This window comes from Rhodovulum sp. 12E13 (assembly GCF_003340565.1).
Taxonomy (GTDB): domain Bacteria; phylum Pseudomonadota; class Alphaproteobacteria; order Rhodobacterales; family Rhodobacteraceae; genus HLUCCA09.
In genome coordinates, this window is the sequence record NZ_QPLK01000011.1 from 55,054 (window position 1) to 79,541 (window position 24,488).

General features: G+C 70.9%; 25 protein-coding genes. 7 read left to right on the forward strand and 18 right to left on the reverse strand.

What is annotated here, in order from left to right; genetic code table 11:
• Positions 1–35: 35 nt before the first annotated feature.
• Genes DLJ49_RS11405 through DLJ49_RS11415 form a run of 3 tightly spaced genes read right to left on the reverse strand, consistent with a single transcriptional unit; the run spans position 36 to position 2,634 of the window.
• Positions 36–545 carry a flavin reductase family protein gene (locus DLJ49_RS11405; RefSeq protein WP_115393679.1) on the reverse strand — a complete coding sequence of 170 codons (510 nt, stop codon included), beginning with the start codon at positions 543–545 and terminating at the stop codon, positions 36–38.
• A 35-nt stretch (positions 546–580) separates the two neighbouring features.
• On the reverse strand, positions 581–1,474 hold the full coding sequence (locus tag DLJ49_RS11410) for an aldo/keto reductase (protein WP_115393745.1): 894 nt from the start codon (positions 1,472–1,474) through the stop codon (positions 581–583).
• A 5-nt stretch (positions 1,475–1,479) separates the two neighbouring features.
• Positions 1,480–2,634, reverse strand: a complete 1,155-nt coding sequence (locus DLJ49_RS11415; protein WP_115393680.1) for an LLM class flavin-dependent oxidoreductase — start codon at positions 2,632–2,634, stop codon at positions 1,480–1,482.
• Positions 2,635–2,751: 117 nt separating this feature from the next.
• Between DLJ49_RS11415 and DLJ49_RS11420 the strand changes: the two genes are divergently transcribed.
• Positions 2,752–3,474: a GntR family transcriptional regulator gene (locus DLJ49_RS11420; RefSeq protein WP_115393681.1), complete on the forward strand. Its 723-nt coding sequence runs from the start codon at positions 2,752–2,754 to the stop codon at positions 3,472–3,474.
• Between the two features lie 8 nt (positions 3,475–3,482).
• Positions 3,483–4,640, forward strand: coding sequence for a Gfo/Idh/MocA family protein (locus tag DLJ49_RS11425; RefSeq protein WP_115393682.1), 1,158 nt, complete (start codon positions 3,483–3,485; stop codon positions 4,638–4,640).
• Positions 4,641–4,653: 13 nt separating this feature from the next.
• Here the strand turns inward: DLJ49_RS11425 and DLJ49_RS21770 are convergent, their stop codons facing one another.
• From DLJ49_RS21770 to DLJ49_RS11465, 9 genes are all read right to left on the reverse strand, one after another.
• On the reverse strand, positions 4,654–4,818 hold the full coding sequence (locus DLJ49_RS21770; RefSeq protein ID WP_158547453.1) for a hypothetical protein: 165 nt from the start codon (positions 4,816–4,818) through the stop codon (positions 4,654–4,656).
• A gap of 92 nt (positions 4,819–4,910) precedes the next feature.
• Positions 4,911–5,942, reverse strand: a complete 1,032-nt coding sequence (locus DLJ49_RS11430; protein WP_115393683.1) for an AI-2E family transporter — start codon at positions 5,940–5,942, stop codon at positions 4,911–4,913.
• 75 nt (positions 5,943–6,017) lie between these two features.
• A complete protein-coding gene (locus tag DLJ49_RS11435; protein ID WP_115393684.1) occupies positions 6,018–6,947 on the reverse strand; it encodes a metal ABC transporter permease in 930 nt (309 codons plus the stop codon).
• A complete protein-coding gene (locus DLJ49_RS11440) occupies positions 6,947–8,164 on the reverse strand; it encodes a metal ABC transporter permease (protein ID WP_115393685.1) in 1,218 nt (405 codons plus the stop codon). The genes DLJ49_RS11435 and DLJ49_RS11440 overlap by 1 nt, the downstream gene beginning before the upstream one ends.
• A gap of 15 nt (positions 8,165–8,179) precedes the next feature.
• On the reverse strand, positions 8,180–8,980 hold the full coding sequence (locus DLJ49_RS11445; RefSeq protein ID WP_233488972.1) for a metal ABC transporter ATP-binding protein: 801 nt from the start codon (positions 8,978–8,980) through the stop codon (positions 8,180–8,182).
• Positions 8,981–9,011: 31 nt separating this feature from the next.
• A complete protein-coding gene (locus DLJ49_RS11450; RefSeq protein WP_115393687.1) occupies positions 9,012–9,962 on the reverse strand; it encodes a metal ABC transporter solute-binding protein, Zn/Mn family in 951 nt (316 codons plus the stop codon).
• 188 nt (positions 9,963–10,150) lie between these two features.
• Complete coding sequence (locus DLJ49_RS11455; protein WP_115393688.1) at positions 10,151–10,846, reverse strand: phosphoribosyltransferase; 696 nt, start codon at positions 10,844–10,846, stop codon at positions 10,151–10,153.
• A gap of 119 nt (positions 10,847–10,965) precedes the next feature.
• On the reverse strand, positions 10,966–11,523 hold the full coding sequence (locus tag DLJ49_RS11460) for a nucleotidyltransferase family protein (RefSeq protein WP_158547454.1): 558 nt from the start codon (positions 11,521–11,523) through the stop codon (positions 10,966–10,968).
• Complete coding sequence (locus DLJ49_RS11465) at positions 11,520–12,455, reverse strand: XdhC family protein (RefSeq protein ID WP_115393690.1); 936 nt, start codon at positions 12,453–12,455, stop codon at positions 11,520–11,522. Before DLJ49_RS11465 ends, DLJ49_RS11460 begins: the two co-directional genes overlap by 4 nt.
• Before the next feature lie 166 nt (positions 12,456–12,621).
• On the opposite strand from DLJ49_RS11465, the gene DLJ49_RS11470 reads away from it, so the two are divergent.
• From DLJ49_RS11470 to DLJ49_RS11490, 5 genes are all read left to right on the forward strand, one after another.
• The gene (locus DLJ49_RS11470; protein WP_115393691.1) at positions 12,622–13,536 is read left to right on the forward strand and encodes an AAA family ATPase; all 915 of its coding nucleotides are present in this window, start codon (positions 12,622–12,624) and stop codon (positions 13,534–13,536) included.
• On the forward strand, positions 13,533–14,783 hold the full coding sequence (locus tag DLJ49_RS11475) for a vWA domain-containing protein (RefSeq protein ID WP_115393692.1): 1,251 nt from the start codon (positions 13,533–13,535) through the stop codon (positions 14,781–14,783). Before DLJ49_RS11470 ends, DLJ49_RS11475 begins: the two co-directional genes overlap by 4 nt.
• 282 nt (positions 14,784–15,065) lie before the next feature.
• Positions 15,066–15,566, forward strand: coding sequence for a (2Fe-2S)-binding protein (locus DLJ49_RS11480; RefSeq protein ID WP_115393693.1), 501 nt, complete (start codon positions 15,066–15,068; stop codon positions 15,564–15,566).
• Positions 15,567–15,579: 13 nt separating this feature from the next.
• Positions 15,580–17,940: a xanthine dehydrogenase family protein molybdopterin-binding subunit gene (locus DLJ49_RS11485; RefSeq protein ID WP_115393694.1), complete on the forward strand. Its 2,361-nt coding sequence runs from the start codon at positions 15,580–15,582 to the stop codon at positions 17,938–17,940.
• Positions 17,941–17,952: 12 nt separating this feature from the next.
• A complete protein-coding gene (locus tag DLJ49_RS11490) occupies positions 17,953–18,750 on the forward strand; it encodes an FAD binding domain-containing protein (protein WP_115393695.1) in 798 nt (265 codons plus the stop codon).
• 129 nt (positions 18,751–18,879) lie between these two features.
• Here the strand turns inward: DLJ49_RS11490 and DLJ49_RS11495 are convergent, their stop codons facing one another.
• The 6 genes from DLJ49_RS11495 to sdhD form a co-directional block, all read right to left on the reverse strand.
• On the reverse strand, positions 18,880–19,659 hold the full coding sequence (locus DLJ49_RS11495) for a succinate dehydrogenase iron-sulfur subunit (protein ID WP_115393696.1): 780 nt from the start codon (positions 19,657–19,659) through the stop codon (positions 18,880–18,882).
• Between the two features lie 99 nt (positions 19,660–19,758).
• Positions 19,759–20,100, reverse strand: coding sequence for a hypothetical protein (locus DLJ49_RS11500; RefSeq protein WP_115393697.1), 342 nt, complete (start codon positions 20,098–20,100; stop codon positions 19,759–19,761).
• Positions 20,101–20,248: 148 nt separating this feature from the next.
• Positions 20,249–21,175, reverse strand: a complete 927-nt coding sequence (locus DLJ49_RS11505; RefSeq protein WP_115393698.1) for a hypothetical protein — start codon at positions 21,173–21,175, stop codon at positions 20,249–20,251.
• Between the two features lie 5 nt (positions 21,176–21,180).
• Positions 21,181–22,239 carry a glycosyltransferase family 1 protein gene (locus tag DLJ49_RS11510; protein WP_147277302.1) on the reverse strand — a complete coding sequence of 353 codons (1,059 nt, stop codon included), beginning with the start codon at positions 22,237–22,239 and terminating at the stop codon, positions 21,181–21,183.
• A gap of 13 nt (positions 22,240–22,252) precedes the next feature.
• Positions 22,253–24,055, reverse strand: coding sequence for a succinate dehydrogenase flavoprotein subunit (gene sdhA, locus DLJ49_RS11515; RefSeq protein WP_115393700.1), 1,803 nt, complete (start codon positions 24,053–24,055; stop codon positions 22,253–22,255).
• A gap of 55 nt (positions 24,056–24,110) precedes the next feature.
• Positions 24,111–24,482 (reverse strand): succinate dehydrogenase, hydrophobic membrane anchor protein, encoded by a 372-nt coding sequence (gene sdhD / locus DLJ49_RS11520; protein WP_115393701.1) that lies wholly within the window; start codon positions 24,480–24,482, stop codon positions 24,111–24,113.
• Between the last annotated feature and the right edge of the window lie 6 nt (positions 24,483–24,488).

Here is a 24,488-nt window from a genome sequence, read left to right on the forward strand (position 1 = left end):
GTCGTCGCCGTTCCCCGGCGCTCGAGTGTCGCGGCTCACCTGCCGCGCGTAAAGTCCCGTTCGGCGAATCCGCCATACGCCCCGCCGACGAAGAGAAGCGGCGCGCCGGGCGCGCGGGCGACGTGCTCGACGAGGCCCAGGACGATGGTGTGGTCGCCCGCGCCGTGGGCGGCGTGATGCGTGCAGTCGAGCCGCGTCACCGCGCCGGGCAGGGCAGGGGCGCCGGTCTCGCCGGCCTGCCAGTCGACCCCGCTCCAGTCGCGCCCGTCGCGGGCGAAGGCGCGCGCCATGGGCAGCTGGCCTTCGGCGAGGATGTGGACGGAAAAGCCGTGCGCGGCCACGAAGGGGTCGTGCCGAGACGAGGCGATGGCCGGCGACCACAGCACAAGCGGCGGGTCGAGCGAGACGGAGGAAAAGCTGTTGGCGGTCATCGCCAGCGGCTGCCCCTCGTCGATGCAGGTGACGATGGTCACGCCCGTGCCGAACGCGCCGAGGGCATCGCGAAATGCGCGCGCCGTCTCCGGTCCGGGGCGGAAGCTGTCCATCGGCGGTCCTTTCGATCCGTCGGGCATGGTCGGCCTCAGGGCACTTCGTGGCCGAGCGCGGCCGTATAGAGAGCGAACCAGGTCTGCCTGTCCATCTCGACGTCGAGCGCGTCGGCGATGCGGGCGATCCGGCCGAGATTGTTGGTGCCGAGCACCGGCAGGATGCCGGAGGGGTGGCGCAAGAGCCAGGCGACCGCGACCGCCGCGATGTCGACGCCGTGGGCCTCGGCGACGCGCTTCAGCTCGCCGTCGAGGGCCACGTTTGCGCCCGACATGAGCGCGCCGCCTCCGAGCGGCGACCACGCCATGGGGGGCAGGCCGAGGCGCTGGAGATGGGCGATCTGGCCATCCGTGAACGGAGCATGGCGGGCGAGGCTGATCTCGATCTGGTTGGTGACGAGCCTCGCCTCCATCGCCGATTGCAGCAGGTCGAAATCCCACGGCAGGAAGTTCGACACGCCCACGGCGCGCGCCTTGCCCGAGGCCACGGCGCGGTCGAGCGCGGCGCCGGTCTCGCGGTGATCCATCAGCGGGTCCTGCCGGTGGATCAGCAGCAGGTCGACATGGTCGGTCCCCATGTCGGCCAGCGACTGGTCGAGCGAGGCGGCGATATGGGCTGCCGAGGTGTCGTAGTGCTTCACCCGGGCGCCCGCGTGGCGGCCCGCGGGCGCCACGATATCGCACTTGGTGATGATCTCGATCCGGTCGCGCAGGCCCGGCGCCGCCCTGAGCGCCGCGCCGAACACCGCTTCCGCCGTGTAGCCGCCGTAGATGTCGGCCTGGTCGATCGTGGTGATGCCCTGTTCGAGGCACGCCTCGACCTTGGCCTGGACGTGGGCGGGCGAGGTATCGTCGTCGTCGGTCAGCCGCCACATCCCGTACACGAGGCGCGAAAACGACAGGCCGTCGGTCAGCTGCACACGCTCCATCGGCATCACTTGCGCTCCCCGACACCGAGGGGGGTGGCCGGCGTCTTGGCCGGCACGCGGCCGTAGGCCTGGGGCAGCGAGACGGTCTTCATGTTGGGCAGGATCCTCTGTCCGGCATGCTTGCATTCGTCGAGATGGGGGTAGCCCGAGAAGATGAAGGCGCGAATGCCCATCTTCCGGTACTCCTCGATCTGCGACATGACCTGATCGGTCGATCCGACAAGGGCCGCGCCGCAGCCCGAGCGTGCGCGGCCGATCCCAGTCCACAGATGCGGCTCGACGTAGCCGAACTCGTCGGCGAGCTCGCGCGCGCGGCTCTGATGCGACACGCCGAGCGAGGAGCTGTCATGCGCCCGGTCGCGGATCAGCCGGCCGTATTCGTCGTCGAGCTGGCTCACGAGTTCTTCGGCATACTCCTTGGCCTCGGCCTCGGTGTCGCGCACGATCATGTGCACCCGCAGGCCGTAGTCGAGTGTTCTGTCATACTTTTCAGCCACCTGGTTCACGGCCTTCATGCGCTCGGCGAGCATGTCCTGCGTCTCGGGCCACATCAGGTAGACGTCGCAATGCTGGCCGCACAACTCCAGCGCGTGGGGCGAGTAGCCGCCGAAATAGAGCAGCGGGCCGCCGGTCTGGTAGGGCTTGGCCGGATCGGCCCAGATCCCTTTGAAGTCATATATTTCGCCGGTGTAGTTGATCTCGTCCCGCGTCCATGCCTGCTTGAGGATCTCCACCACTTCGCGCGAGCGCTGGTAGCGATAGGCGCTGTCGGCGGTCTCGCCGGGGAAGTCCGACGAGATCACGTTGAGCGTGAGCCGCCCCTCGAGCATGTGGTCGAGCGTGGCAACGGTGCGGGCGAGCATGATCGGTTGCATCTCGCCGCAGCGGATCGCGGCGAGCATGTTGATCCGGTCCGTCACCTGGCTGCCGGCGGCCACGAACGACAGCGTGTCCTGCCCCACCTGGTAGGACGAGGGGCACAGGATGTTGCGAAAGCCCTGGCGCTCGGCCTCTTTCAGGATCGACGAGCAGTGCGCCCACGACGAGCGAAGATCGCCCTCGGGCACGCCCAGATGGCGATAGTCGTCGGAACACAGGGCGGCGAACCACGAGACTTCGGCGCCATCGAGATCGGCAGAGGTGACGGGAACGATGGTCATGTCGGGCGGCGGTCCTTCCGGTCGTGCGAATCTGTCGCGTGCTGCGAGTCGGGGGTTGCGTAGCACCCGCCTTGATGTAGATCAATCGTGTATCAATTGCCCGCCGACTCAGCCCTCATGCACCCACCGCCCCCGCCCGAGCCCGCGTCAGCTGCCGCCCCGCTCTACGCGGTGGTGGAACGGCACCTGATGCGCGAGATCATGGCGGGCCGGCTCGCCGACGGCGCGCGCCTGCCGCCCGAGCGCGACATGGCGGCCTCCTTCGGCGTGGCGGTCGGCACCCTGCGAAAGGCGCTCGCCGCGCTCGAGGAGCGCGGGCTTCTCGAACGGCGGCACGGCTCGGGCAATTACATCAGGGCCGGGCAAGACGTGGCCGGCATCTACGCCTTCTTCCGGCTGGAAAAGCCCGGCGGCGGCGGCGTGCCCTCGGCCCGCATCCTCGACCTGCGCCGCACCGCGAAGCCGGCGGGCGCCCCCGAGTTCGGCCCGGGCGACGAGGCGCAGCGCATCCGCCGGCTGCGTCTGCTCGACGATGCGCCGGCGGCGCTCGAAGAGATATGGATCGACGCATCCCGCCTGCCCGACCTGACGCCGGCGATGCTCGAGGCGCCGCTCTACCACGCCCTCAGGCGGGCCGTGGGCCTGTGGATCGCGGCCGCCGAGGACAGGGTGGGGCTGGGGCGCGTGCCCGAATGGGCGCCGGCCGATTTCGGGCAGGGGGCCGGCGCCCCGTGCCCCTGCGTGCAGAGGATCGGCCGCGCGCAGGACGGCGCGGCGGTGGAATACTCGCTGACATGGATCGACCCCGAACAGGCGGTCTACGTCCAGCGGATCACATGAGGACAGGCATGGACACAGTGAACTACGGCGTGATCGGCACCGGCATGATGGGCCAGGAGCACCTGCGCAATCTCGCGCTTGTGCCGGGGGCGCGCGTCGCGGCGATCCTCGAACCCGACGCCGAGCAGCGCGCCCGCGCGCTCGCCATCGTGCCGGCCGCGCAGGTCTGCGAGGGGCTGGCCGAGCTGCTGGCGGTGGAAGACCTCGACGCGCTGGTGATCGCCTCGCCCAATCACCTGCACGTCAGTCAGCTCGAGGAAATCGCCGCCCGCCGCCCGCTGCCGCTGCTGGTGGAGAAGCCGCTCTACACATGCGCGGCCGACGTGCCCCGTCTGCTGGCGTTCGAGGCGGCCTATCCCGCCCCCGTCTGGGTGGCCATGGAGTATCGCTACATGCCCCCCATCGCGACCTTTCTCGAGGCGCTGGAACACGCCACCGGCGGGGTGAAGATGCTGACCGTGCGCGAGCATCGCTTTCCGTTTCTCGACAAGGTCGGCAACTGGAACCGCTTCAACCGGACGTCGGGCGGCACGCTGGTCGAGAAGTGCTGTCACTTCTTCGACCTGATGCGGCTGGCACTGGCCGACGAGCCTGTGCGGGTGATGGCGAGCGCGGGGCAGGCGGTGAACCATCTCGACGAGCGCTACGGCGACCGGGTGCCGGACGTGTGGGACAATGCCTACGTGGTCGTGGAGTTCGCCAGAGGCGCCCGCGCGATGCTCGAGCTGTGCATGTTCGCCGAAGGCTCGCGCTACCAGGAGGAGCTGTCGGCGGTGGGACCGGCAGGCAAGATCGAGGCGCTGGTGCCGGGGCCGTCGCGCTTCTGGCCGTCGCATCTTGGCCCCGCGCCCGTGCCGCGCGTCATCGTCAGCCCGCGCGAGCCCAAGGGCCCGCAGGTTGTCGAGAGTCCGGTGGACCCGACGCTGCTCGAGGCCGGCGACCACAACGGCTCGACCTTCTACCAGCATGTGAGGTTCAACGCGGCGGTGCGGGGCGAAGGCCCGGTCGAGGTAAGCCTGCGCGACGGCTGGGCGGCGGTGGCCATCGGGCTCGCCGCGCAGGAGGCGGCGGAGCGCGGCGAGGTGATCGCCCTGTCAGAAGTGCCCTTCTCGCCGGCTGCCGGAGCGCCGGCCGGCCAGCGCGCGGCGGTGCCGGCCGTGCCCTGACGGTCGCCCGGGCCTATCCGCCCGCCGGCAGCTCGACCGGGCGGTGGCGCGACTGCGCGTCGGGCCCGGGGAACCGCGCCTCGGAGCGGCTCACCGGCGTGTCGGCGGACCCGCCCCCGCCAGTGGGTGTGCACGCGGCCAGCGCGGCGAGCGTTGCAAGGGCCATGATGACTCGCATTGGGCGTCTCCCTTTCCGATCGGACAACGCCCGAACGCGCCGGGGCGACCGACGTTTCCGCCGGGCCGGTCACGCCTGCGTGGGGTCGCCCCTCAGATCCGCCCGCTGGCCGACAGCATCACGGCGATCGGGCGCGTCCCCTCGATCTCGGAGAGCACGAGCACGAGGCTCGCCGTCATCGGCACCGCGAGCAGCGCGCCCGGCACGCCCCAGAGCGCGCTCCAGAACGCGAGCGCGAGGAGCACGACGAAGGGCGAGAGGTTGAAGGCCCGCCCCATCATCCGCGGCTCCATCCACGCGCCGACGAACATCTGCGCGGCGGTCAGCGACACGAGCACCACCCCGGTCATCCACAGCGTGCCGAACTGCGCGAGCGACAGCAGGACGGGAAAGATCACGCCGACGACGGAGCCCAGATAGGGAATGTAGTTGAGGAACGCGATCAGCACCGCCCAGAACAGCGCGAACTCGATTCCGAGCACCAGCATGATGACAAACGAGATCGCGCCGAGGATGACGTTGATCACCGTCTTGACGAAAAGGTAGGTGCCGATCCGGTCGTTGATGCGAACGAGGATCGACAGCGCCCGGTCGCCGGCCTCCGCCCCGCCCATGGCGATCATCACCTTCTGCGCCATCGTTCCCCGCTCGGCCATGAAGAAGCTGGCGTAGAGCACGACGAGAAACAGCGTTACCCCGAAGCCCTGGATCGAGAGCAGCGTGGGCGCCAGCAGGCCGCGCACGTCGATCTGGTCGATGGTGGCGCGGCGCAGGTTGGCCCAGGTCGGCTGATCCTCAATGCCCAGAAGGCTCGCCGCCCGCGTCACCAGCGCCTCCAGGTTGCTCTCGTAGCGCGGCAGGACGGCGACGACCTGAGTGAGGTTGTTGATGACGAGCACGAACAGCCCGACCACGGCAGCGGTGAAGCCCGCGAGGATCAGCGCGCGCCGCGCCCAGGCCGGCAGCCGGCCAAGGAGGGGGACGGCCTGCATGCTCGCCGCGGCGGTGGAGATGACGTAGACCGAGATGATGGCGGCGATCACCGGCAGCAGGACCGGCCGGCCGACCCAGAGAAGCCAGCCGATCATCAGGGCGAGGGCCGTGGCGTATGTGGCGTTGCGCATGGGGCTTTCGGCTCGGCTAGGCTCGCACGTGTCTTGGGTGGCCGGCGGCCGGGTGTCAACGCGGCGGCGCCGCTCCTACCCGCTGCCGGTGGCGGCGCCGGAGCGGGTGCGGCGGGGGCCGAAGAGGCAGGCAAGGGCGAGTATCGCGCCCGAGACGACGGCGATCATGCCCGCGGCGCTCACCGCGTGGGGGTGGCCGAGCCAGAGCGGGCCGTAGCCTGCCAGCACGTAGCCGGCGACCGCCGAAAGCGTCGCAAAGGCGACCGACCAGGCCACCTGCACCTCCAGCCGGTCGGTCATCAGGCGGGCGGCGGCAGGCGGGCAGATGAACATCGCGATCACGATGATCGAGCCGACCGCGTCGAACGCCGCCACCGCCGCGAGCGCCGCCGTCGCCACGAGGCCGAGGCCGATGGCGCCCACCGGCAGGCCGAGCCCGCGGGCGAACCCTTCGTCGAAGGTCGAGATCCTGAGCCACCGCCAGAACAGCGCCGTCAGCGCCACCACCACCGCGCAGGCCGCCGCGATGCGCGGCAGCTCGGGCGGCAGGCCCGCAAGCGCGGCGGGGTCGGCGAGCGAGGCCCAGCCTGTCGCGTCGAGCCAGACGAGCGACTCGAGGTTGCCCATCAGGGCATGCTCCACGTCGAGATGGACGCTGGAGGTGTCGGACCGTTCGAGCAGCAGCACGCCGGCCGCGAAGAGCGTGGTGAAGGTCACGCCCATGGCCGCGCCCGGCTCGATCCGCCCCAGGCGACGGATGACCTCGATCAGCACGACGGCGACCAGCGCCGCGCCGCCCGCGCCGACGAGCATGGGCAGCGCGGCGACGGTGCCGGTGACGAGGAACGCCACGACGATGCCGGGCAGCACGACATGGCTGATCGCGTCGCCGATCAGCGCCTGCCGCCGCAGGATCAGGAAGTTGCCGGGCAGCGCGCAGGCGATGGCCGCGAGCGTGCCGATCAGGATCGGCGGCAACGAGAACTGGACGAACTCGGCCCCCATCACGCCATGCCCCCGACCGGCATGGGCGGGCCGAGCCGCCGGTCGAACTCGGCGATCTCGTCGGCGGTGAAGACCGCGTCGATGGGGGTCAATCCGTCGTAGCGGCCGGTCAGCGCCGCGTCTCGGTGGATCTCGCGCGCCACCTCCCACCGCTTCTCGTCGCGGGCAATGCGGGCGGCCTCGGCCCGGCCCGCCTCGGTCGCCACCCCGTCGCGGCGCAGCAGCCCCTCGGCCACGAGCACGCGGATGGTGTAGGGCTCGAGGATCGGCTCGCTGCGCGCCAGCGCGAGGAGGCCCTGCCGCCGGTGCACCCGCGCCTGGAAGCGGCGCTGGCGCAGCATCGCCGCCAGCACGCCGCGCGCCGGCGCGAACAGGAGCGACAGCGCGAAGAGCGCGGCGGCGACCAGCACGATGATCGGCCCCGTGGGCAGGGCGGGCGCGGAGGCCGAGATCGCCGCACCGAGATAGCCCGACGCGCCGCCGAGGGCCGCCGCGCCCCACACCATGCGGCCCGAGCGCTCGGTCCAGAATCGGGCGGTGACGGGCGGGATGATCAGCAGCGCCACGATCAGGACGAGACCCACGAGCTTGAGCCCGATCACCGTGACGCCCATCACGAGCGCCATCATGGCAAGGTCGACGCGGCGCACGTCCGTTCCGGTGGCGGCGGCGTATTCGGCATCGAAGGCCACCAGCGTCATCGGCCGGCGCAGTGCCCAGACGAGGGCCACCGCCACCGCCCCGCCCACGGCGATCATCGCGGCGTCGGAAAAGAGCATGCCCGCCGTCGCGCCCAGCAGGAAATCCTCGAGACCCGCCTGCCGTCCGGCCGACATCGTCTGGATCAGGGTCAGGATCACGATGCCCAGCCCGAAGAAGACCGACAGCACCGCGCCGATCGCGGCATCCTCCGGCAGGCGGGTGCGGCGTGTCATCCACTCCACCGCGAGCAGCCCGACCCAGGCGCTCAGCGCCGAACCCGCGAGCAGGCCCGCGAGCGCGCGCCCGTCGCCGCCGAGCGCCACCATCGCGACGAAGGCGAGGCCGACGCCCGGCAGCGTGGCGTGGGCCACGGCGTCGGATACCAGCGCGCGCTTGCGCAGCACGAGGAAGGTGCCCGCCGCGCCGGAGGCGACGCCGAGCAGCGCGGCGCCGATCCCGACCAGGGCTGCGTTGTAGCCGGCCTGGAGCAGCAGGGCGGAGATCAGGGTGTCCATCGCGCGGCCCTCGCGTCAGGCGGTGGCGAGGATCAGGCTGTCCATGTGCGTGGCGGCGAGGCGGCCGCCATAGGTCGCATCGAGCGCCTCTGCGGTGAACGCCGTCTCGACCGGGCCCTCGGCCACGGGGCGGACATTGAGCATCAGCACGTGCTCGAAATAGCGCGTGACGGTCGACAGGTCGTGGTGGACGGCCACGACCGCGCGCCCTTCGTCGCGCAGGGCCTTGAGCACGTCGATGATCGCCCGCTCGGTGGCGGCGTCGACGCCCGCGAAGGGCTCGTCGAGCAGGTAGAGATCGGCCCCCTGCGCGAGCGCCCGGGCGAGGAACACGCGCTGCTGCTGCCCGCCCGAAAGCTCGCCGATCTGGCGGCCTTCGAAATCGGCCATGCCGACGCGGCCGAGGCAGGCGCGCACCGTGCGCCGGTGGGCGCCCGTGACCCGGCCGAGCAGGCCCATGCGGCGATAGAGCCCCATCAGAACGACGTCGCCCGCGGTCGCGGGGAAATCCCAGTCGACGCTCGCGCGCTGGGGGACGTAGGCGATGCGCTCGCGCGCCTCCGCCACCGGCCTGCCGAAGGCCGTGACCTCGCCGGAGACGCGCGGGATCACCCCGAGCGCCGCCTTGAGCAGGGTCGACTTGCCCGCGCCGTTCGGCCCGACGATGGCGCTCATCGTGCGCGCGGGAAAGGTGGCATCGGCCGAGAACACCGCGGGCGTCTGCCCGTAGGAGACCGTGAGCCCCCGGATCGCGAGGGCGGCCTCGGGGCCGGGGGCGGCCTCTGCGGCGCGCCCTTCGTGGCTGGCGAGCTTCAGGCTGGCCGGTGGGGTCACGCGGGTCTCCTTCTCAGTTGAGCATGTCCTGCATGCCGCGGGCGGGCGCCTCGCCGCCCAGTGCGCGGGCGACGGTGGTGGCGTTGTGGTCGATCATGCCGAGATAGGTTCCCTCGTAGGTGCCGGGTTCCCCCATCGCGTCGGAAAAGAGCTCGCCGCCGATCTCGACATCGTGGCCTGCGGCCGCCGCGCCCTCGACCAGCGCGCGGATGTTGCGGTCGCTGACCGAGGTCTCGACGAAGACGGCGCGCACGTTGCGCTCCACCAGGAGGTCGACGAGCTCCGCTATGCGCTGCAGGCCGGCCTCGCTCTCGGTCGAGATGCCCTGGATGCCGATGACCTCGAAGCCGTAGGCCGAGCCGAAATAGTTGAAGGCGTCGTGCGAGGTGAGCAGCACGCGGGCGTCTGCCGGCACCGAGGCGAGCACCTGCGTGGTATAGGTGGCCAGCTGTTCCAGCTCTTCGAGATGGGCGTCGGCGTTGGCGGAAAAGGCGGCCTCGTGCTCGGGGGCGACCTCGATCATCGCGTCGCGCACGCGGGTGACGACACGCGCCCAGAGATTGGGATTCATCCAGACATGCGGGTCGAACTTGTCGTCGTAATCGTCGTGCCCGATCAGCAGGTTGCGCGGCAGGTCCTCGGCTACCGCAACCACTGGCCGTCGCTCGGCGAGATCGAGCAGGAAGCCCTCGAGCTGCGCCTCGAGGTAGAGGCCGTGCCACAGCACGAGATCGGCCTGCGCCATGGCGACGATGTCGGTGCGGGTCTGGCGGTAGGAATGGGGATCGACCCCCGGGCCCATCAGCGCCTGCACCTCGACGAGATCGCCCCCCACCTCGCTTGCGGCGTCGGCGATCATGCCGGTGGTGGCGACGACGCTCAGCCGCTCCTGGGCGAACGCGGCGTGGGCGGGCAGGACCAGCGCCGCGAGGGCGGCGAGGAAGGAACGCTTGGTGAGTGTCATGCGGAATCGCTCCTGGAAAGGGGTGGCCGCGGTGCGCTCGCGTTGGACGTGATATTGAGAAGCGTTCTCAGGAAGTCAAGGGCTTTGCGAGCGGTTCGCAACTGGCCTGGCGCCGGCGCGGCCGGCATCGGCGGAATTTGCGTATTTGGAACAGAAAGAAGCCGGGCGCGGGCGGCCGGACGGGTGGCTCAGGACCCCGTGGTGGTGTCGTTGCGACCGGTGTTGCGAGGGAGCCGGTCGGCCTCGTTCAGCAGGTCGCGGACCTCTTGGTCGTCGAGCTGGTGGAAGTCGCGGAAATGGGCGCCGACACCGCGGAACGGCTCGGGCGTGACGAGGGCGAGGGCGCGGTCGACCTCGCCGCGAATCGCCAAGAGCGCGTCGGGCGCGGCCACCGGCACGGCCAGGGTGAGGCTGCGCGGCCCCTGGCGGCGGAGCGCGCGCAGGGCGGTTCGCATCGTGGCGCCGGTGGCGATGCCGTCGTCGACCACGATGACGTCGCGGCCCGTGACGTCGACGGGGGAGCGGCCATCGAGCCAGGCGGCGCGGCGGCGCGCGATCTCGCGCAACTGCTCGTCCCGGGCCGTTGCGAGCTCGGACGTGCTCATGCCCGTGGCGCGCACGATCTCGTCGTTGACGACCATCTGGGGCGCGTCGCCGTCGACCACGGCCGCGGCGGCCAGTTCGGGCTGCCCCGGCACGCCGATCTTGCGCACGAGCACCAGATCGAGCGGCGCGCCGAGAGCGCTCGCGATCTCGAGCGCGACGGGAACGCCGCCGCGGGGCAGGGCGAGCAGCACCGGGTCGGGGCGCTCGGCGGCGCTCTCGGCGAGGGCGTCGGCCAGCGCCGCTCCCGCGACGCGGCGGTTGGCGAAGACGTGCTGCATCGGGTCGTTCCGTGGTCGCGGCCCCCGGGCCAGGAGGTAAAACGGGGAATAGCATACCATTGCACGGCCGCCGAGACGAGGGGGGCGGAACGGCGGCGGCGCCGGCGAAGGCGGTCGGCTCACGCCTGCGCGGCGAGATCGCCCGGCGTGTCGATGTCGCGCAGGGCCTCCGGCGGGGCGGGCACATGCTGCGCGGGCGGTAGGCCGGCGAGCAGCGGGCGCGCGCCGCGGTCGCCGGTCGCCCCCAGCAGGGCGTCGAAGAGGGCGGCGGGAAAGCAGGCCGGCGGCAGGGCGCGGAGGCCGTCGCTCGCCGCGGCGGCCTCGGTCGCGGTGGCGCGGGCGGCGACCGTGCGCAGCAGGTCGGGCGTGACGCCCGGCATGTCTGCGAGCGCGACGAGGGCGGAAGGGGCGCCAAGCCGCCGTGCCTCGGCCACGCCGGCGCGCAGGCTGTCGGATTGCTCGGGGTCGGGCCGGTCGGGCGAGACGAGGTGGAAGCCGGGCAACAGGGCCGCGACATCGGGGCTGGTCGTGACGGCGATCAGGGGGGCGAGGCCCGAGGCGCGCAGCGCCTCGGCCGCGTGGGTCACGAGAGGGCGCCCGCGGAAGGCGGCGAGCAGCTTGTTCTGCGCCCCGAAGCGGCGCGAGGCGCCGGCAGCGAGCAGGATGGCGGCGGTCACGCCGGGGCGCTGGCGGGCGCGGCGGGCGCCATGGCGCAGGCCAGCACCTCGGCCAGCACCGACACCGCGAGCGTGCCGGCATCGCGCGCCGAGGGGATCAGGCCGACGGGCCCGTGCAGCCGCGCGCGGGCCTCGGCGCCCACGCCCATCCCCTCGAGCATCAGCAGGCGGGCGTCGCGGGCGCGCTGCGAGCCCTGGGCGCCGATGTAGAAGGCGGGCGTGTCGAGCGCGCCGGCGAGGATCGGCGGCTCCCAGTCGTGGTCGTGGAAGAACAGCACGACCGCGGTGCGGTGGTCGGCGGCGAGGTCGTCCGGAAAGCCCGGCATCGTCAGTGCCCGGGTCTCGCAGCCGGCTGCCGCGCCGTCGGCCAGGGTCTCGTCGTCGGGCGAGAGAAGCAGGTTGGGATAGCCCGCCGACTGGACGAGCGCGGCGAAGGTGCTCGCCTCCGGCCCCTTGCCGAAGACGAGGAAGCGCACGGCCGGCTCGAAACGCACCCGCAGAAGGTCATCTTCGCGGCCCGTCGCGCCGCTCCCGGCCACGCGCATCGCGCCGCTGCCCATGTCGATCTCCAGCGTGCAGGGGCGGCGGGCGGCGCGGTTGTCGGCGACCTGCGCGAGCACATCGCGATCGGGGCGGGGCAGCAGCAGGATGTCGAGGCCCCCGCCGCAGGGCAGCTGGATGTCGGCGAAGGGCGAGCCGCGGCCGTAGCGGATCGTCTCGGGCCGCCCCGTGCCCGCGACGCGCATGGCGTGCAGCGCGATGTCGTTCTCGATGCAGCCCGACGAGAGGGTGCCGGCGCGCTCCGTCTCGGAGAGGACCGTCATCATCGCGCCCACGGGGCGATAGGACGGCCCCTCGACGCCCGCGATGATCGCGAGCGTGGCGCCCTCGGGCGCGGCGAGCAGGGCGGCGAGCGGATCGCGCGCCGACATCCTCTCGAGCGTATCGGTCCGGGTCAGAATGGCGGTCGTCCTTTTGCCCGATAGATGCCGTCTGCCGCGCCCCGCGGCAAGGGGTGGCCGAAGAGCGGCACGCGGATGGACAGGGCGGGCCGGTCAAACTACCCCTAGGGGCTGACATGACGAGGGGGGAGAGCGCATGACCGGCGTGCCCGGCAGCATCGACGAGACCATCGGCCTGCTCGAGGGGCAGAACTATGTCTGCGGCCGCGGCCTCGGCACGGTGACCTTCCTCGCGCTGACCCTCGGCAAGCCCTTGTTCCTCGAGGGCGAGGCGGGCGTCGGCAAGACCGAGATCGCCAAGGCGCTGGCCGCGGCGCTCGGCCGCCGGCTGATCCGCCTGCAATGCTACGAGGGGCTGGATGCAGCCTCTGCGATCTACGAGTGGAACTTCGCCGCGCAGATGGTGGCGATCCGCACCGCCGAGGCCGCGGGCGAGGCCGACCGCTCGACGCTGCAGCGCGAGCTGTTCTCGGCCGACTACCTGATCCGCCGCCCGCTGCTCGACGCGCTCGAGCCCCACGCCGAGGGCCCGCCCGTGCTGCTGATCGACGAGATCGACCGGACAGACGAGCCGTTCGAGGCGTTCCTGCTCGAGGTGCTGTCGGACTTCCAGGTGACGATCCCCGAGATCGGCCCGGTGCGGGCCGAGGAGGCGCCCATCGTGGTGCTGACCTCGAACCGCACCCGCGAGGTGCACGACGCGCTCAAGCGCCGCTGCCTCTACCACTGGGTCGACTACCCCGCCTTCGACCGCGAGCTGGCGATCCTGCGCGCCCGGGTGCCCGAGGCGGAAGAGCGGCTGTCGGCCGAGGTGGTGGCCTTCGTCCATGGCTTGCGCGGCGAGGACCTGTTCAAGGCGCCGGGCGTGGCCGAGGCAATCGACTGGGCGCGCTGCCTCGTGGCGCTCGACGCTGTGGCGCTCTCGCCCGAGATGGTGACCGACACGATGGGCGCCGTGCTGAAATACCAGGACGACATCGCCCGCCTTGCCGGGGCCGAGACGACACGGCTCCTGGACGAGGCGAAGGGTCGGCTGTCGGAGCGCGCGTGACGGGGGCGCCGCAGGGCCAGGCGCGGGCCGGGGCCGAGGGGCGCCTCGTCGAGAACATCGTGCATTTCGCGCGGGCGCTGCGCAAGGCGGGCGTGCGGGTCGGGCCGGCGCAGGTCGAGACGGCGCTCCGCGCGGTCGAGGCTGCGGGCTTCACCCGGCGCGACGATTTCTATCACGTTCTTCGGGCGACGATGGTGAGCCGGGCCGAGCAGCTCGAGGTGTTCCACCAGGTCTTCGCGCTGTTCTGGCGCGACCCCGACCTGATCGCACAGATGATCCACATGATGTCGCCGCAGATGCGCGACGACACCGCGCCCAAGGCCCGCGACGCCGGCCATCGCCGCGCAGCCGAGGCGCTTGGCGACCCGCCCGCGCGCCCGCCGCGCAAGGAGCAGACCGAGGTGGAGATGCGCGCGCTGATGACCGCCTCGGAGCGGGCGGTGCTGCGGGGGCGCGACTTCGAGCAGATGAGCGGGGCCGAGTTGCGCGAGGCCGAGGCGGCGATCCGCGCGCTCGATCTCGACCTGCCTCCGCTCGCCACCCGCCGGGCGCGGCCCGCTCCCCGCGGCCGGCCCGACCCGCGCGCGACGCTCCGGCAGGCGATGCGGCGGGGCGGCGAGGTGCAGCGGCTGGCCCGCCGCGCGCCCGAGCCGCGCCCCCCCGACCTCGTGACGCTCTGCGACATCTCGGGCTCGATGTCGGTCTATTCGCGGATGCTCCTTCGGTTCCTCCATGCTCTCGCCCATGCCGAGCACAGGCGATGGGGAAAGGTGCATGCCTTCACCTTCGGCACGGCGCTCACCAATGTCTCCCGCGCGCTGGCGCGGGCAGAGCCCGACGCCGCGCTGGCCGCCATCGGGCAGGAGGCGCGCGACTGGGAGGGGGGCACGCGGATCGGCGCGGCGCTCGCCCGGTTCAACCGCGACTGGTCGCGGCGGGTGCTGGGGCGGGGAGCCGTCGTGCTGCTCATCACCGACGGGCTGGAGCGGGGCGAGACGGACAGGCTCGCGGCCGAGGCCGAGCGGCTGCACCTGTCGTGCCGGCGGCTGATCTGGCTCAACCCGCTCCTGCGGTGGGAGGGCTTCGCGCCGAAGGCGGCGGGCATCCGGGCGCTCATGCCCCATGTCGACGCGTTCCACGCCTGCCACTCGCTCGACAGCCTCGCCGACCTGACGGCCGTTCTGGGCGGCGCGGAAGGCGGCGCGCGCAGGCGCGACATGCAAGCGCAGGCCACGCCGCTCGCCTGACGGGCAAGGCCGGGCCGGGCGGGGCGGCCTGCGAAACATCTTGCGCCGCTGCGTTGTGCCGCTAGGCTCGCCGGCAAGGGCCGCGAGTGTCCGCGGGGAGGACCGCATCCATGCCAGCCACGGGCGATCCACGGATCGGCACGGGGTGCCTTCGGGCAGCCGTGCCGCCGGCGCCCTGCATTCCCTCCCCCGACGGCGGCCTGCGGCCGGCCTGAACGGCCGGCCGCGAGGGCGAAGGTATCCAGCGGGCGCCATGCGGCCCGCCAGAGAGGGAGGGACCCGATGACCAAGGTCACCATGACCGTGAACGGCAAGGCGCAGACGCGCGACGTGCCCGACACGACGCTTCTGTCGGATTTTCTGCGCGAGGAACTGCGGCTGACCGGCACGCATGTGGGCTGCGACACCAGCCAGTGCGGCGCCTGCGTGGTGCATGTCGACGGGCGCGCGGTGAAGGCGTGCACCGCGCTCGCCGTCGCGCTCGACGGGGCCGAGGTGACCACGATCGAGGGCGTGGCGCAGGGCAAGGAGCTGCACCCGATGCAGGTCGCCTTCAACGACCATCACGGCCTTCAGTGCGGCTTCTGCACGCCCGGCATGATCATGACCGGGATCGACATGGTCGAGCGCTACAAGGCGTCGGGGCTGCCCCTGACCGAAGAGGCGATCCGCCACGAGCTCGAGGGCAACATCTGCCGCTGCACGGGCTACCACAACATCGTGCGCGCCATCGAGGACGCCGCACAGAAGATGCAGGCGGCCCCGGCCGCCGCCGCCGAGTGAGGGAGGCAAGCCAATGACCGACGGGATCGGCGCACGCGCCAAGCGCAAGGAAGACAGACGGTTCACCACCGGCAAGGGCAAGTATACCGACGACATCCGCGTCGAGAACCAGGCCTATGCCGCCTTCGTCCGCTGCCCGGTGGCCCATGCCCGGATCAACGGGATCGACGCCTCGGCCGCGCTGGCGATGGAGGGCGTGATCGCCGTCCATACTGGCCCCGAGCTGAAGGCCGACGGGATCGGCGACCTGATCGCCGGCTGGGCCATCACCTCGAAGGACGGCTCTCCGATGAAGACGGGCGTCTGGAGCCCGCTCGTCACCGAATACGGCCGCTACGTCGGCGACGCGATCGCCATCGTCGTGGCCGAGACGCAGGCGCAGGCCCGCGCCGCGGCGGAGGCCGTCGAGGTCGATTTCGAGGAGCTGCCCGCGGTGGTGGTCGCCGACAAGGCTCTGGAGGAGGGCGCCGCGCAGGTGCACGAGAACGTCCCCGGCAACCTGATCTACACCTGGGAGCTGGGCGACGAGGCCAGGACCGATGCGGCGATGGCCAATGCCTCGCATGTCACCGAGCTCGACATCGTCAACAACCGGTTGTCGCCCAACGCGATGGAGCCACGCTCGGCCGTGGCCGTCTATGACGAGGCCGAGGACCATTACACCCTCTACACCACCAGCCAGAACCCGCACGTCGCGCGGCTGGTGCTGTCGGCCTTCTACAACGTCGCGCCCGAGCACAAGCTGCGGGTGATCGCCCCCGACGTGGGCGGCGGCTTCGGCTCCAAGATCTACATCTACCCCGAAGAGATCGCCTGCCTCTGGGCCTCGATGAAGACCGGCCGGTCGGTCAAGTGGACGTCGGAGCGCGGCGAAGCCTTCCTGACCGACGCGCATGGCCGCGATCATGTGACGAAGGCGAAGATGGGCTTCGACAACGAGGGCCGCATCGTCGCCTTCCACGTCGACACGATCGCCAATCTGGGCGCTTACGCCTCGCTCTTTGCCACCGTGACGCCGACCTACCTCTACGGCACGCTGTGGTCGGGGCAATACGACATCCCGGCGATCTACGGCACGGTCCGGGCGGTCCACACGAACACCGTGCCCGTCGACGCCTATCGCGGCGCGGGCCGGCCCGAGGCCACCTACATGATCGAACGGATGATGGAGGTGGCCGCCCGCGAGATGCGGATGGACCCGGCCGAACTGCGCCGCAGGAACTTCATCCGCGAGTTCCCCTACCAGACGCAGGTGATCCTGGCCTACGACTCGGGCGATTTCGACGCCATCCTCGACAAGGCGCAGAAGGCGGCCGACGTGGCCGGCTTCCCCGAGCGCCGGGCCGAGGCGGAGGCGCGCGGCAAGCTGCGGGGCCTCGGCTACTCCACCTTCATCGAGGCCTGCGGTCTCGCGCCCTCGGCCGCGGTCGGCTCGCTCGGCGCGGGCGTGGGCCTGTGGGAGAGCGCCGAGGTGCGGGTGAACCCGGTCGGCACGGTCGAGATCCTGACCGGCGCGCACAGCCACGGGCAGGGCCACGAGACGACCTTCGCCCAGCTGGTCTCCGACCGCTTCGGCGTGCCCATCGACAACGTGCAGATCGTCCACGGCGACACCGACAAGGTGCAGTTCGGCATGGGCACCTACGGCTCGCGCTCGGGGCCCGTGGGGATGTCGGCCGTGATGAAGGCGCTCGACAAGGTCGAGGCGAAGGCCAAGAAGATCGCCGCCCACACGCTCGAGGCGTCCGAGGACGACCTCGTGATCGAGAACGGCGAGGTGAAGGTCGCCGGCACCGACCGGAAGATGGGGTGGCACGAGGTGGCGCTCGCGGCCTACACCGCCCACAACCTGCCCGAGGGGCTGGAGCCGGGGCTGAAGGAGGGGGCGTTCTTCGATCCCGTCAACTTCTCGTTCCCCTCCGGCGCGCTGATCTGCGAGGTCGAGGTCGACCCCGAGACCGGCGTGACCGAGGTCGTGCAGTTCACCGCGGCCGACGATTTCGGCACGATCATCAACCCGATGATCGTCGAGGGGCAGGTGCATGGCGGCGTCACGCAGGGCATAGGGCAGGCGCTGCTGGAACGGGTCGTCTACGACGAGGACGGCCAGCTCGTGACGGGCAGCTACATGGATTACTGCATGCCGCGGGCCGACGACGTGCCGTCCTACGTGCTCGACCACCACTCGACGCCCTCGCCCAACAACCCGCTGGGGCTGAAGGGCTGCGGCGAGGCCGGCGCCATCGGGGCACCGCCCGCTGTCATCAACGCGATCACCGACGCGATCGGAACCGACGATCTGCAGATGCCGGCCACGCCGATGGCGGTCTGGCAGGCGCTGGCCTGGGCGCGCAGCCCGGTCGCCGCGGAATGAGGAGAGGCTGACATGTATCCCACGACCTACCACAAGCCCGCCAGCCTGTCCGACGCGGCGGCCGCGCTCTCGGCCTCGGACGAGGCGATGGTGCTCGCCGGCGGCCAGACCCTGCTGCCCACGATGAAGCAGCGCCTCGCCTCGCCCTCGGCGCTGGTCGACATCCGGGCCATTCCCGAGCTCAGGGGCATCACCGTGTCGGGGGCGACCGTCACCATCGGCGCCGCGACGACCCATGCCGAAGTGGCGGGGCATCAGGGGGTGCAGCAGACGATCCCCGCGCTCGCCTGCCTCGCGGCCGGCATCGGCGACCCGGCGGTGCGCCACATGGGCACGATCGGCGGCTCGGTCGCCAACAACGACCCCGCGGCCGACTACCCGGCCGCGGTGCTCGGCCTCGGCGCGACGGTGGTGACCAGCACGCGCGAGATCGCGGCCGACGACTTCTTCGAGGGGATGTTCGCGACAGCGCTCGAGGAGGGCGAGATCATCACCGCGATCCGTTTCGAGGCGCCGAAACGGGCGGCCTACATGAAGTTCCGCAATCCCGCCTCGCGCTACGCCATCGTGGGCGTCTTCGTGGCCGAAACGGCTGCGGGGGTGCGCGTGGCCGTCACGGGGGCGGGCGCCGACGGGGTCTTCCGCCATTCGGGCATGGAGGAGGCCCTGTCGGCCAGCTTCGCGCCCGAGGCCGTCGACGGCTGCGAGGTCGGCGAGGGCGACATGGCTGCCGACATCCACGCCAGCGCGCCCTACCGCGCCCATCTCGTCAAGGTCATGGCCAGGCGGGCGGTGGCGGGCGCCGTCTGACCCGCCGGCGGGCGGTGGCCCCGAGGGGCGTCGCCCGCCGAGCCTCGGCTTGGGCCACCTGCGCCGCGTGGCGCCGTGTCCGTGCCAGACGGCCGGCCCTCGGACCTTCGACCCTCGGACCCGCCGCCGTCAGACCTGCCGCTCGACCAGCATGCCCTTGATCTGGCTGATCGCCTTGGCCGGGTTCAGGCCCTTCGGGCAGGTCTTCGCGCAGTTCATTATCGTGTGGCAGCGATAGAGCTTGAAGGGGTCTTCGAGGTCGTCGAGCCGCTCGGGCGTCGCCTCGTCGCGGCTGTCGATGATCCAGCGGTAGGCGTGCAGAAGCGCGGCCGGGCCGAGATACTTGTCGCCGTTCCACCAGTAGGACGGGCAGGCGGTGGAGCAGCAGGCGCACATGATGCACTCGTAGAGGCCGTCGAGCTTCTCGCGGTCGTCGATCGACTGGCGCCATTCGTGCTCGGGCTCGGCCGTCCTGGTCTCGAGCCAGGGCTGGATCGAGGCGTGCTGCGCGTAGAAGTGCGTCAGGTCGGGCACGAGATCCTTGACCACCGGCATGTGGGGCAGGGGGTAGATGCGCACGTCGCCCTTGATCTCGTCCATCCCGTAGGTGCAGGCGAGCGTGTTGATCCCGTCGATGTTCATCGCGCAGGAGCCGCAGATGCCCTCGCGGCAGGACCGGCGGAAGGTCAGGGTCGGGTCGATCTCGTTCTTGATCTTGATGAGCGCGTCGAGAACCATCGGCCCGCAGGTATCCATGTCGACATGGTAGGTGTCGACGCGGGGGTTCTCGCCGTCGTCGGGCGACCAGCGGTAGACCTTGAATTTCCGGACATTCGTGGCGCCCTCGGGCTTGGGCCACGTCTTGCCGGTGCGGATGGTGGAGTTCTTGGGCAGGGTGAGCTGGACCATGGGACCTCTCTGTTTGAGCGGACTATAGTCCGCCACCGCAGGCTCTGCCACGGGGGGGGCGAGCGTCGCTTCGCCGCAAGGCAGCGAAACGGCCGCGCGTCAGAGGAAGTCGGGGCTGCCCGCCTCGGCGAGGCAGGCCTGCGTGGTGGTCTTGCGCAGCATCACCTCGAGCGCGGCCTGCGCCGCCACGGCATCGCCCGCCCGGTCGGCGGCCAGGAGGGCCGCGGCCTCGTCGCCGGTGGCCGAGGCGGCGGCGCATTGCGCCACCGGCCCGGGCTCGATCACCGGATCGCGGGCAGCGACGAGGCGTTCGGCCACGGCACGCGCCTCGGCCCGTTCGCCCCGGAGCGGCGTATTGGGGCTGGGGACACAGGCCGCGAGCAGCCCGACGAGCGCGATTGTCCCCGGCACGACGCGACGCGATACGACCCTGACCGACATGGCACGACCTCCCGGCTGCTGGACCCACGATGGCAAACCGGCCCGCAAGCGGCAACTCTCGCCCGTCAGATCGTGCCCCCCCTGCGGCAGGAAAGACTCAGCCGGCGCAAGATGCGCGAGAGGCGAAGGCCCGCCCCGTCACGCTGCGTCACGCCGCGTCGCGGCGCACCCGGATCTGCCCGCGCTTGACCCAGCCCTCCCACGGGTCTGCGCGATTGCCGTAGATCACGCGGTCGATTCCGGCCTGCGCAATGTTCAGCCCCTTGTGCAGGCCGTCCTTCATCCGCTGCGGCAGCCGACTGTAGTGGATGGCGGTGTGGCTCACTGTAACCCAGTGGCGATCGAAGAACTCGCGCGGCGCCGTCTCGCCGTTGGCCCGGATCCGTGCCGCGCGCACTGCCAGCGGGCGTACCCGCTCTTCCCGCAGCACCCAGCGAAGCAACGATTCCGAGTGCAGCGGGCGCGAGCCGTTCTCCGTTCCGGAGCGGCAATAGTCGAGCGCGCGCTCGGCACGCAGGCCGTACACGCGCGCGAGGTGAGCGCCCCGTACAAGGGCGAAGCGGTCGTTGTAGCCGTGATGGGTCTGCCAGTAGGGCAGGTGGCACGCCGGCCTCCGGCGCGAGAGAGCGCGGGCGATGGGCCTTTCGAAACTGTCGAAATAGTGCAGGTCCGGTCGGCAGAAGAGCACGATATCCGGCTCCCAGAGCAGCGCCGCCTGTGTCACCCGGCGCAGCGAATGCAATTGCCGGACGAGGTTGCCCAGCGAATGCAGGCCGTTCTGGAAGATGTCGCCGTGCGCGACGATCTCGTCATAGGGAAGCGCGGAAAAGGCGGCGTCGGGCATCTCCAGCTGCACCTCGTCGGCGCCGAGCAGCCGGTATTCCTCGGGGTCGATGTCGACAGCCTCTCCGGTGCGGATGCTCTCCACCCTGCTCTGGCGATAGAGATGGGCAAATATGCGCGTCTCGCCTGCGGCGCGGGCGGGCGCGAGCACGTTGTCGCGGATGGTGGGAAAGGTGAAGCGCAGCGACCGCGTGATGCCGAAAAAGCAGATCGCGATGCGGGGTGCGGCCATGCGGGTCATCTCAGGGCGCGCGTGCTTAGGATGCGAGGTCCGTACCGCGAGCGGACCCGGTCGATCCGCTTGGAAGAGCCTTCCAGTGCGAGTCCCGCCCCGTAGCGCAGCAGGCGCAGCGCACGGGGTTTCCGTTTCCATGCCGCGAAGGCCGCCGCGACGGGCCCAGCTAGCGCGTCGATCCAGACTCGCGTCAGCGCCGCCTCGGAATAGGAGGCGGCTCGATCGGTCCCACAGGCGACCATCCGGCGATACGTGTTCGGCTCGGCCTGCAACCGCTCGATGGCGGTGAGCACGTCGTTCGGTGTAAAGACCTCGATGTAGTCGAGGTCGCTCCGACGAAGTTCACGGTAGGCCGGCTCCGGCCCGAGCAGGGCCGGCGTGCCCGCCAGCCAGGCGTTGATGAGCTTGCTGGCCGGCTTCTTCGAAGCGTCGTAGCGGGTTACGTCGCGGACGCCTAGCACAAGATCGGCGTTGTAGTAGTTGTTCCAGCTGTGCTCGCCGCGGAGTTTGTCGAACCCGTCCACTTCGAGCGAGACGCCCAGTGCCCCGAGGCTGTCAATGAAGGATTGGCTGCGGAACTCCTCGGAAAGATTGTAACGCCGCCCCTTGTAGACCAGCCGCTCGATCCGCACGCCGCGCCCGGAATCGCGTGGCAGGATGCCTGGCTGCGGCCAGTGCGGGATGGACAGTCGGCGCGGGCCGTCGCCGCGCACACCGTTCTGGAGGATAACGAAATCTGCCAGCATCGGGCTGTGCGCATCGCCGCGCGGGATCAGGGTGAAGCAGTCGGCACGGGCAGCGCGGCGGCCGAAATCCCGCACCCCGACCACGTTGATCTTGCCAGGCATTGTCGTTGTTCCGAGCGTGACCGGTAGGCCCGCCCGTGCGAGGTGGTAATAGGTCCGCTGCACCCAGGAATTGGTGATGCCGCCAGATAGATCGGACAAGCGCTGCCCAGACAACTCGGGCACTGCGCCGTCCTTCAGCTCCGGCCATATGACATCCGGAGTGCACACGAAGTGCACTGGCGATATGACGCCTCCCCTTTCAGTCTGCTCCATCGGTAACGTTCGATCAATACACCCGCGCCTTGGGTGCTATCTTCTTCAGCTCGATGCCGCCCTCGTTGTGCCCAAGCAGCGGGTTGAGGTGGACGGGGCGGTAGTCGAGCTCGACCTTGCCGTTGACGCGGGCGAGCGTGTGCTTGCGCCATGTCTCGTCGTCACGGTCGGGATAGTCCTCGTGGGCATGGGCGCCGCGGCTCTCCTTGCGCGCCTCGGCGCTGACGATGGTGGCCAGCGCGTTGGGCATCAGGTTGGTCAGCTCCAGCGTCTCCATCAGGTCGGAGTTCCAGATGAGCGAACGGTCGGTGACGGAGAGGTCGTCCATCTTCGACGCCACGTCGTACATCCGGTCGACCCCCTTGGCAAGCGTCTCGGAGGTGCGGAAGACGGCGGCGTCCTCCTGCATGGTCTTCTGCATCTCGAGGCGCAGCTCGGCCGTCGGCACGGCGCCGTCGGCGTGGCGTACCCGGTCGAAGCGGTCGAGCGCCTTGTCGAGGCTCGCCTCGTTGAGCGGGCGGTTGGGCTCGGATGGGTCGACCACCTCGCCCGCCCTGATCGCCGCCGCGCGGCCGAACACCACGAGGTCGATCAGCGAGTTCGAGCCGAGGCGGTTGGCGCCGTGGACCGAGGCGCAGCCGGCCTCGCCCACCGCCATCAGGCCCGGCGCGATGCGGTCGGGGTCGTCGGCGGTGGGGGCGAGCACCTCGCCCCAGTAGTTCGTCGGGATGCCGCCCATGTTGTAGTGTACGGTCGGCAGCACCGGGATCGGCTCCTTCGTGACGTCGACCCCGGCGAAGATGCGCGCGGATTCGGAGATGCCGGGCAGGCGGAGCTGCAGCGTCTCGGGCGGCAGGTGGTTGAGGTGCAGGTGGATGTGATCGCCGTTGGGGCCGACGCCCCGGCCCTCGCGGATCTCCATCGTCATGCAGCGCGAGACGACGTCTCGGCTGGCGAGATCCTTGTAGGTGGGGGCGTAGCGCTCCATGAAGCGCTCGCCCTCGGAGTTGGTGAGGTAGCCCCCCTCGCCGCGCGCGCCTTCCGTGATGAGGCAGCCTGCCCCGTAGATGCCGGTGGGGTGAAACTGGACGAACTCCATGTCCTGCAGGGGCAGGCCGGCGCGCGCGACCATGCCGCCGCCGTCGCCGGTGCAGGTATGGGCCGAGGTCGCCGAGAAATAGGCGCGGCCGTAGCCGCCGGTGGCCAGCACGACCATCTTGGCGTTGAAGGCATGCAGCGTGCCGTCGTCGAGCTTCCAGGCCAGGACGCCCTGGCACTGGCCGTCTTCCGACATGATGAGATCGGTCGCGAAATACTCGATGTAGAACTCGGCGTTGTGCTTCAGCGACTGGCCGTAGAGCGTGTGCAGGATCGCGTGACCGGTGCGGTCGGCGGCGGCGCAGGTGCGCTGCACCGGCGGCCCCTCGCCGAACTGCGTGGTGTGGCCGCCGAACGGACGCTGATAGATCTTGCCCTCCTCGGTGCGAGAGAAGGGCACGCCGTAATGCTCGAGCTCGTAGACCGCCTTGGGCGCCTCGCGGGCGAGATATTCCATCGCGTCGGTGTCACCCAGCCAGTCCGACCCCTTCACCGTGTCGTACATGTGCCACTGCCAGTGGTCGGGGCCCATGTTGCCAAGGGACGCGGCGATGCCCCCCTGCGCGGCCACGGTGTGCGAGCGCGTCGGAAACACCTTGGTCACGCAGGCGGTGCGCAGGCCCTGCTCGGCCATGCCGAGGGTTGCGCGCAGGCCCGAGCCGCCGGCCCCGACGACGACGACGTCGTAGGTGTGGTGCTGGATGTCGTAGGCGGTCATGGTCACTCCCTGTGGCGGTGCGGGCGCGGCTGCGGCGCTGGCGTCGGGGCGGAAACTAGAGCGCGAGGCGCACGAGGGCGAACAGCCCCGTCGCCATCGCGCCATAGCTCACGCAGGCAGCGGCGACGATCATCAGGTGCCGCGTCACCCCATCGGTATAGTCCTCGATCGCGGTCTGCACACCCTGCCGGAAGTGCTGGAGACCGACGACCAGCATCAGGCCCGTCACGATGGCAGGGAAGGGCCGGGCGAAGTGGGTGAGCACGGCCTCGTGGCTCTGCCCCAGCATCGGCCCCCAGGCGATCAGGAAAAGCGGCGTGAGGATCAGCAGCGCATAGGACGAGATCGTCATCTGCCAGTGATGCTCGGTGCCGGTCCGGGCCGAGCCGAGGCCGACGGCGCGCTTGCGGGCGGTCATGTAGGCCATGTCGGT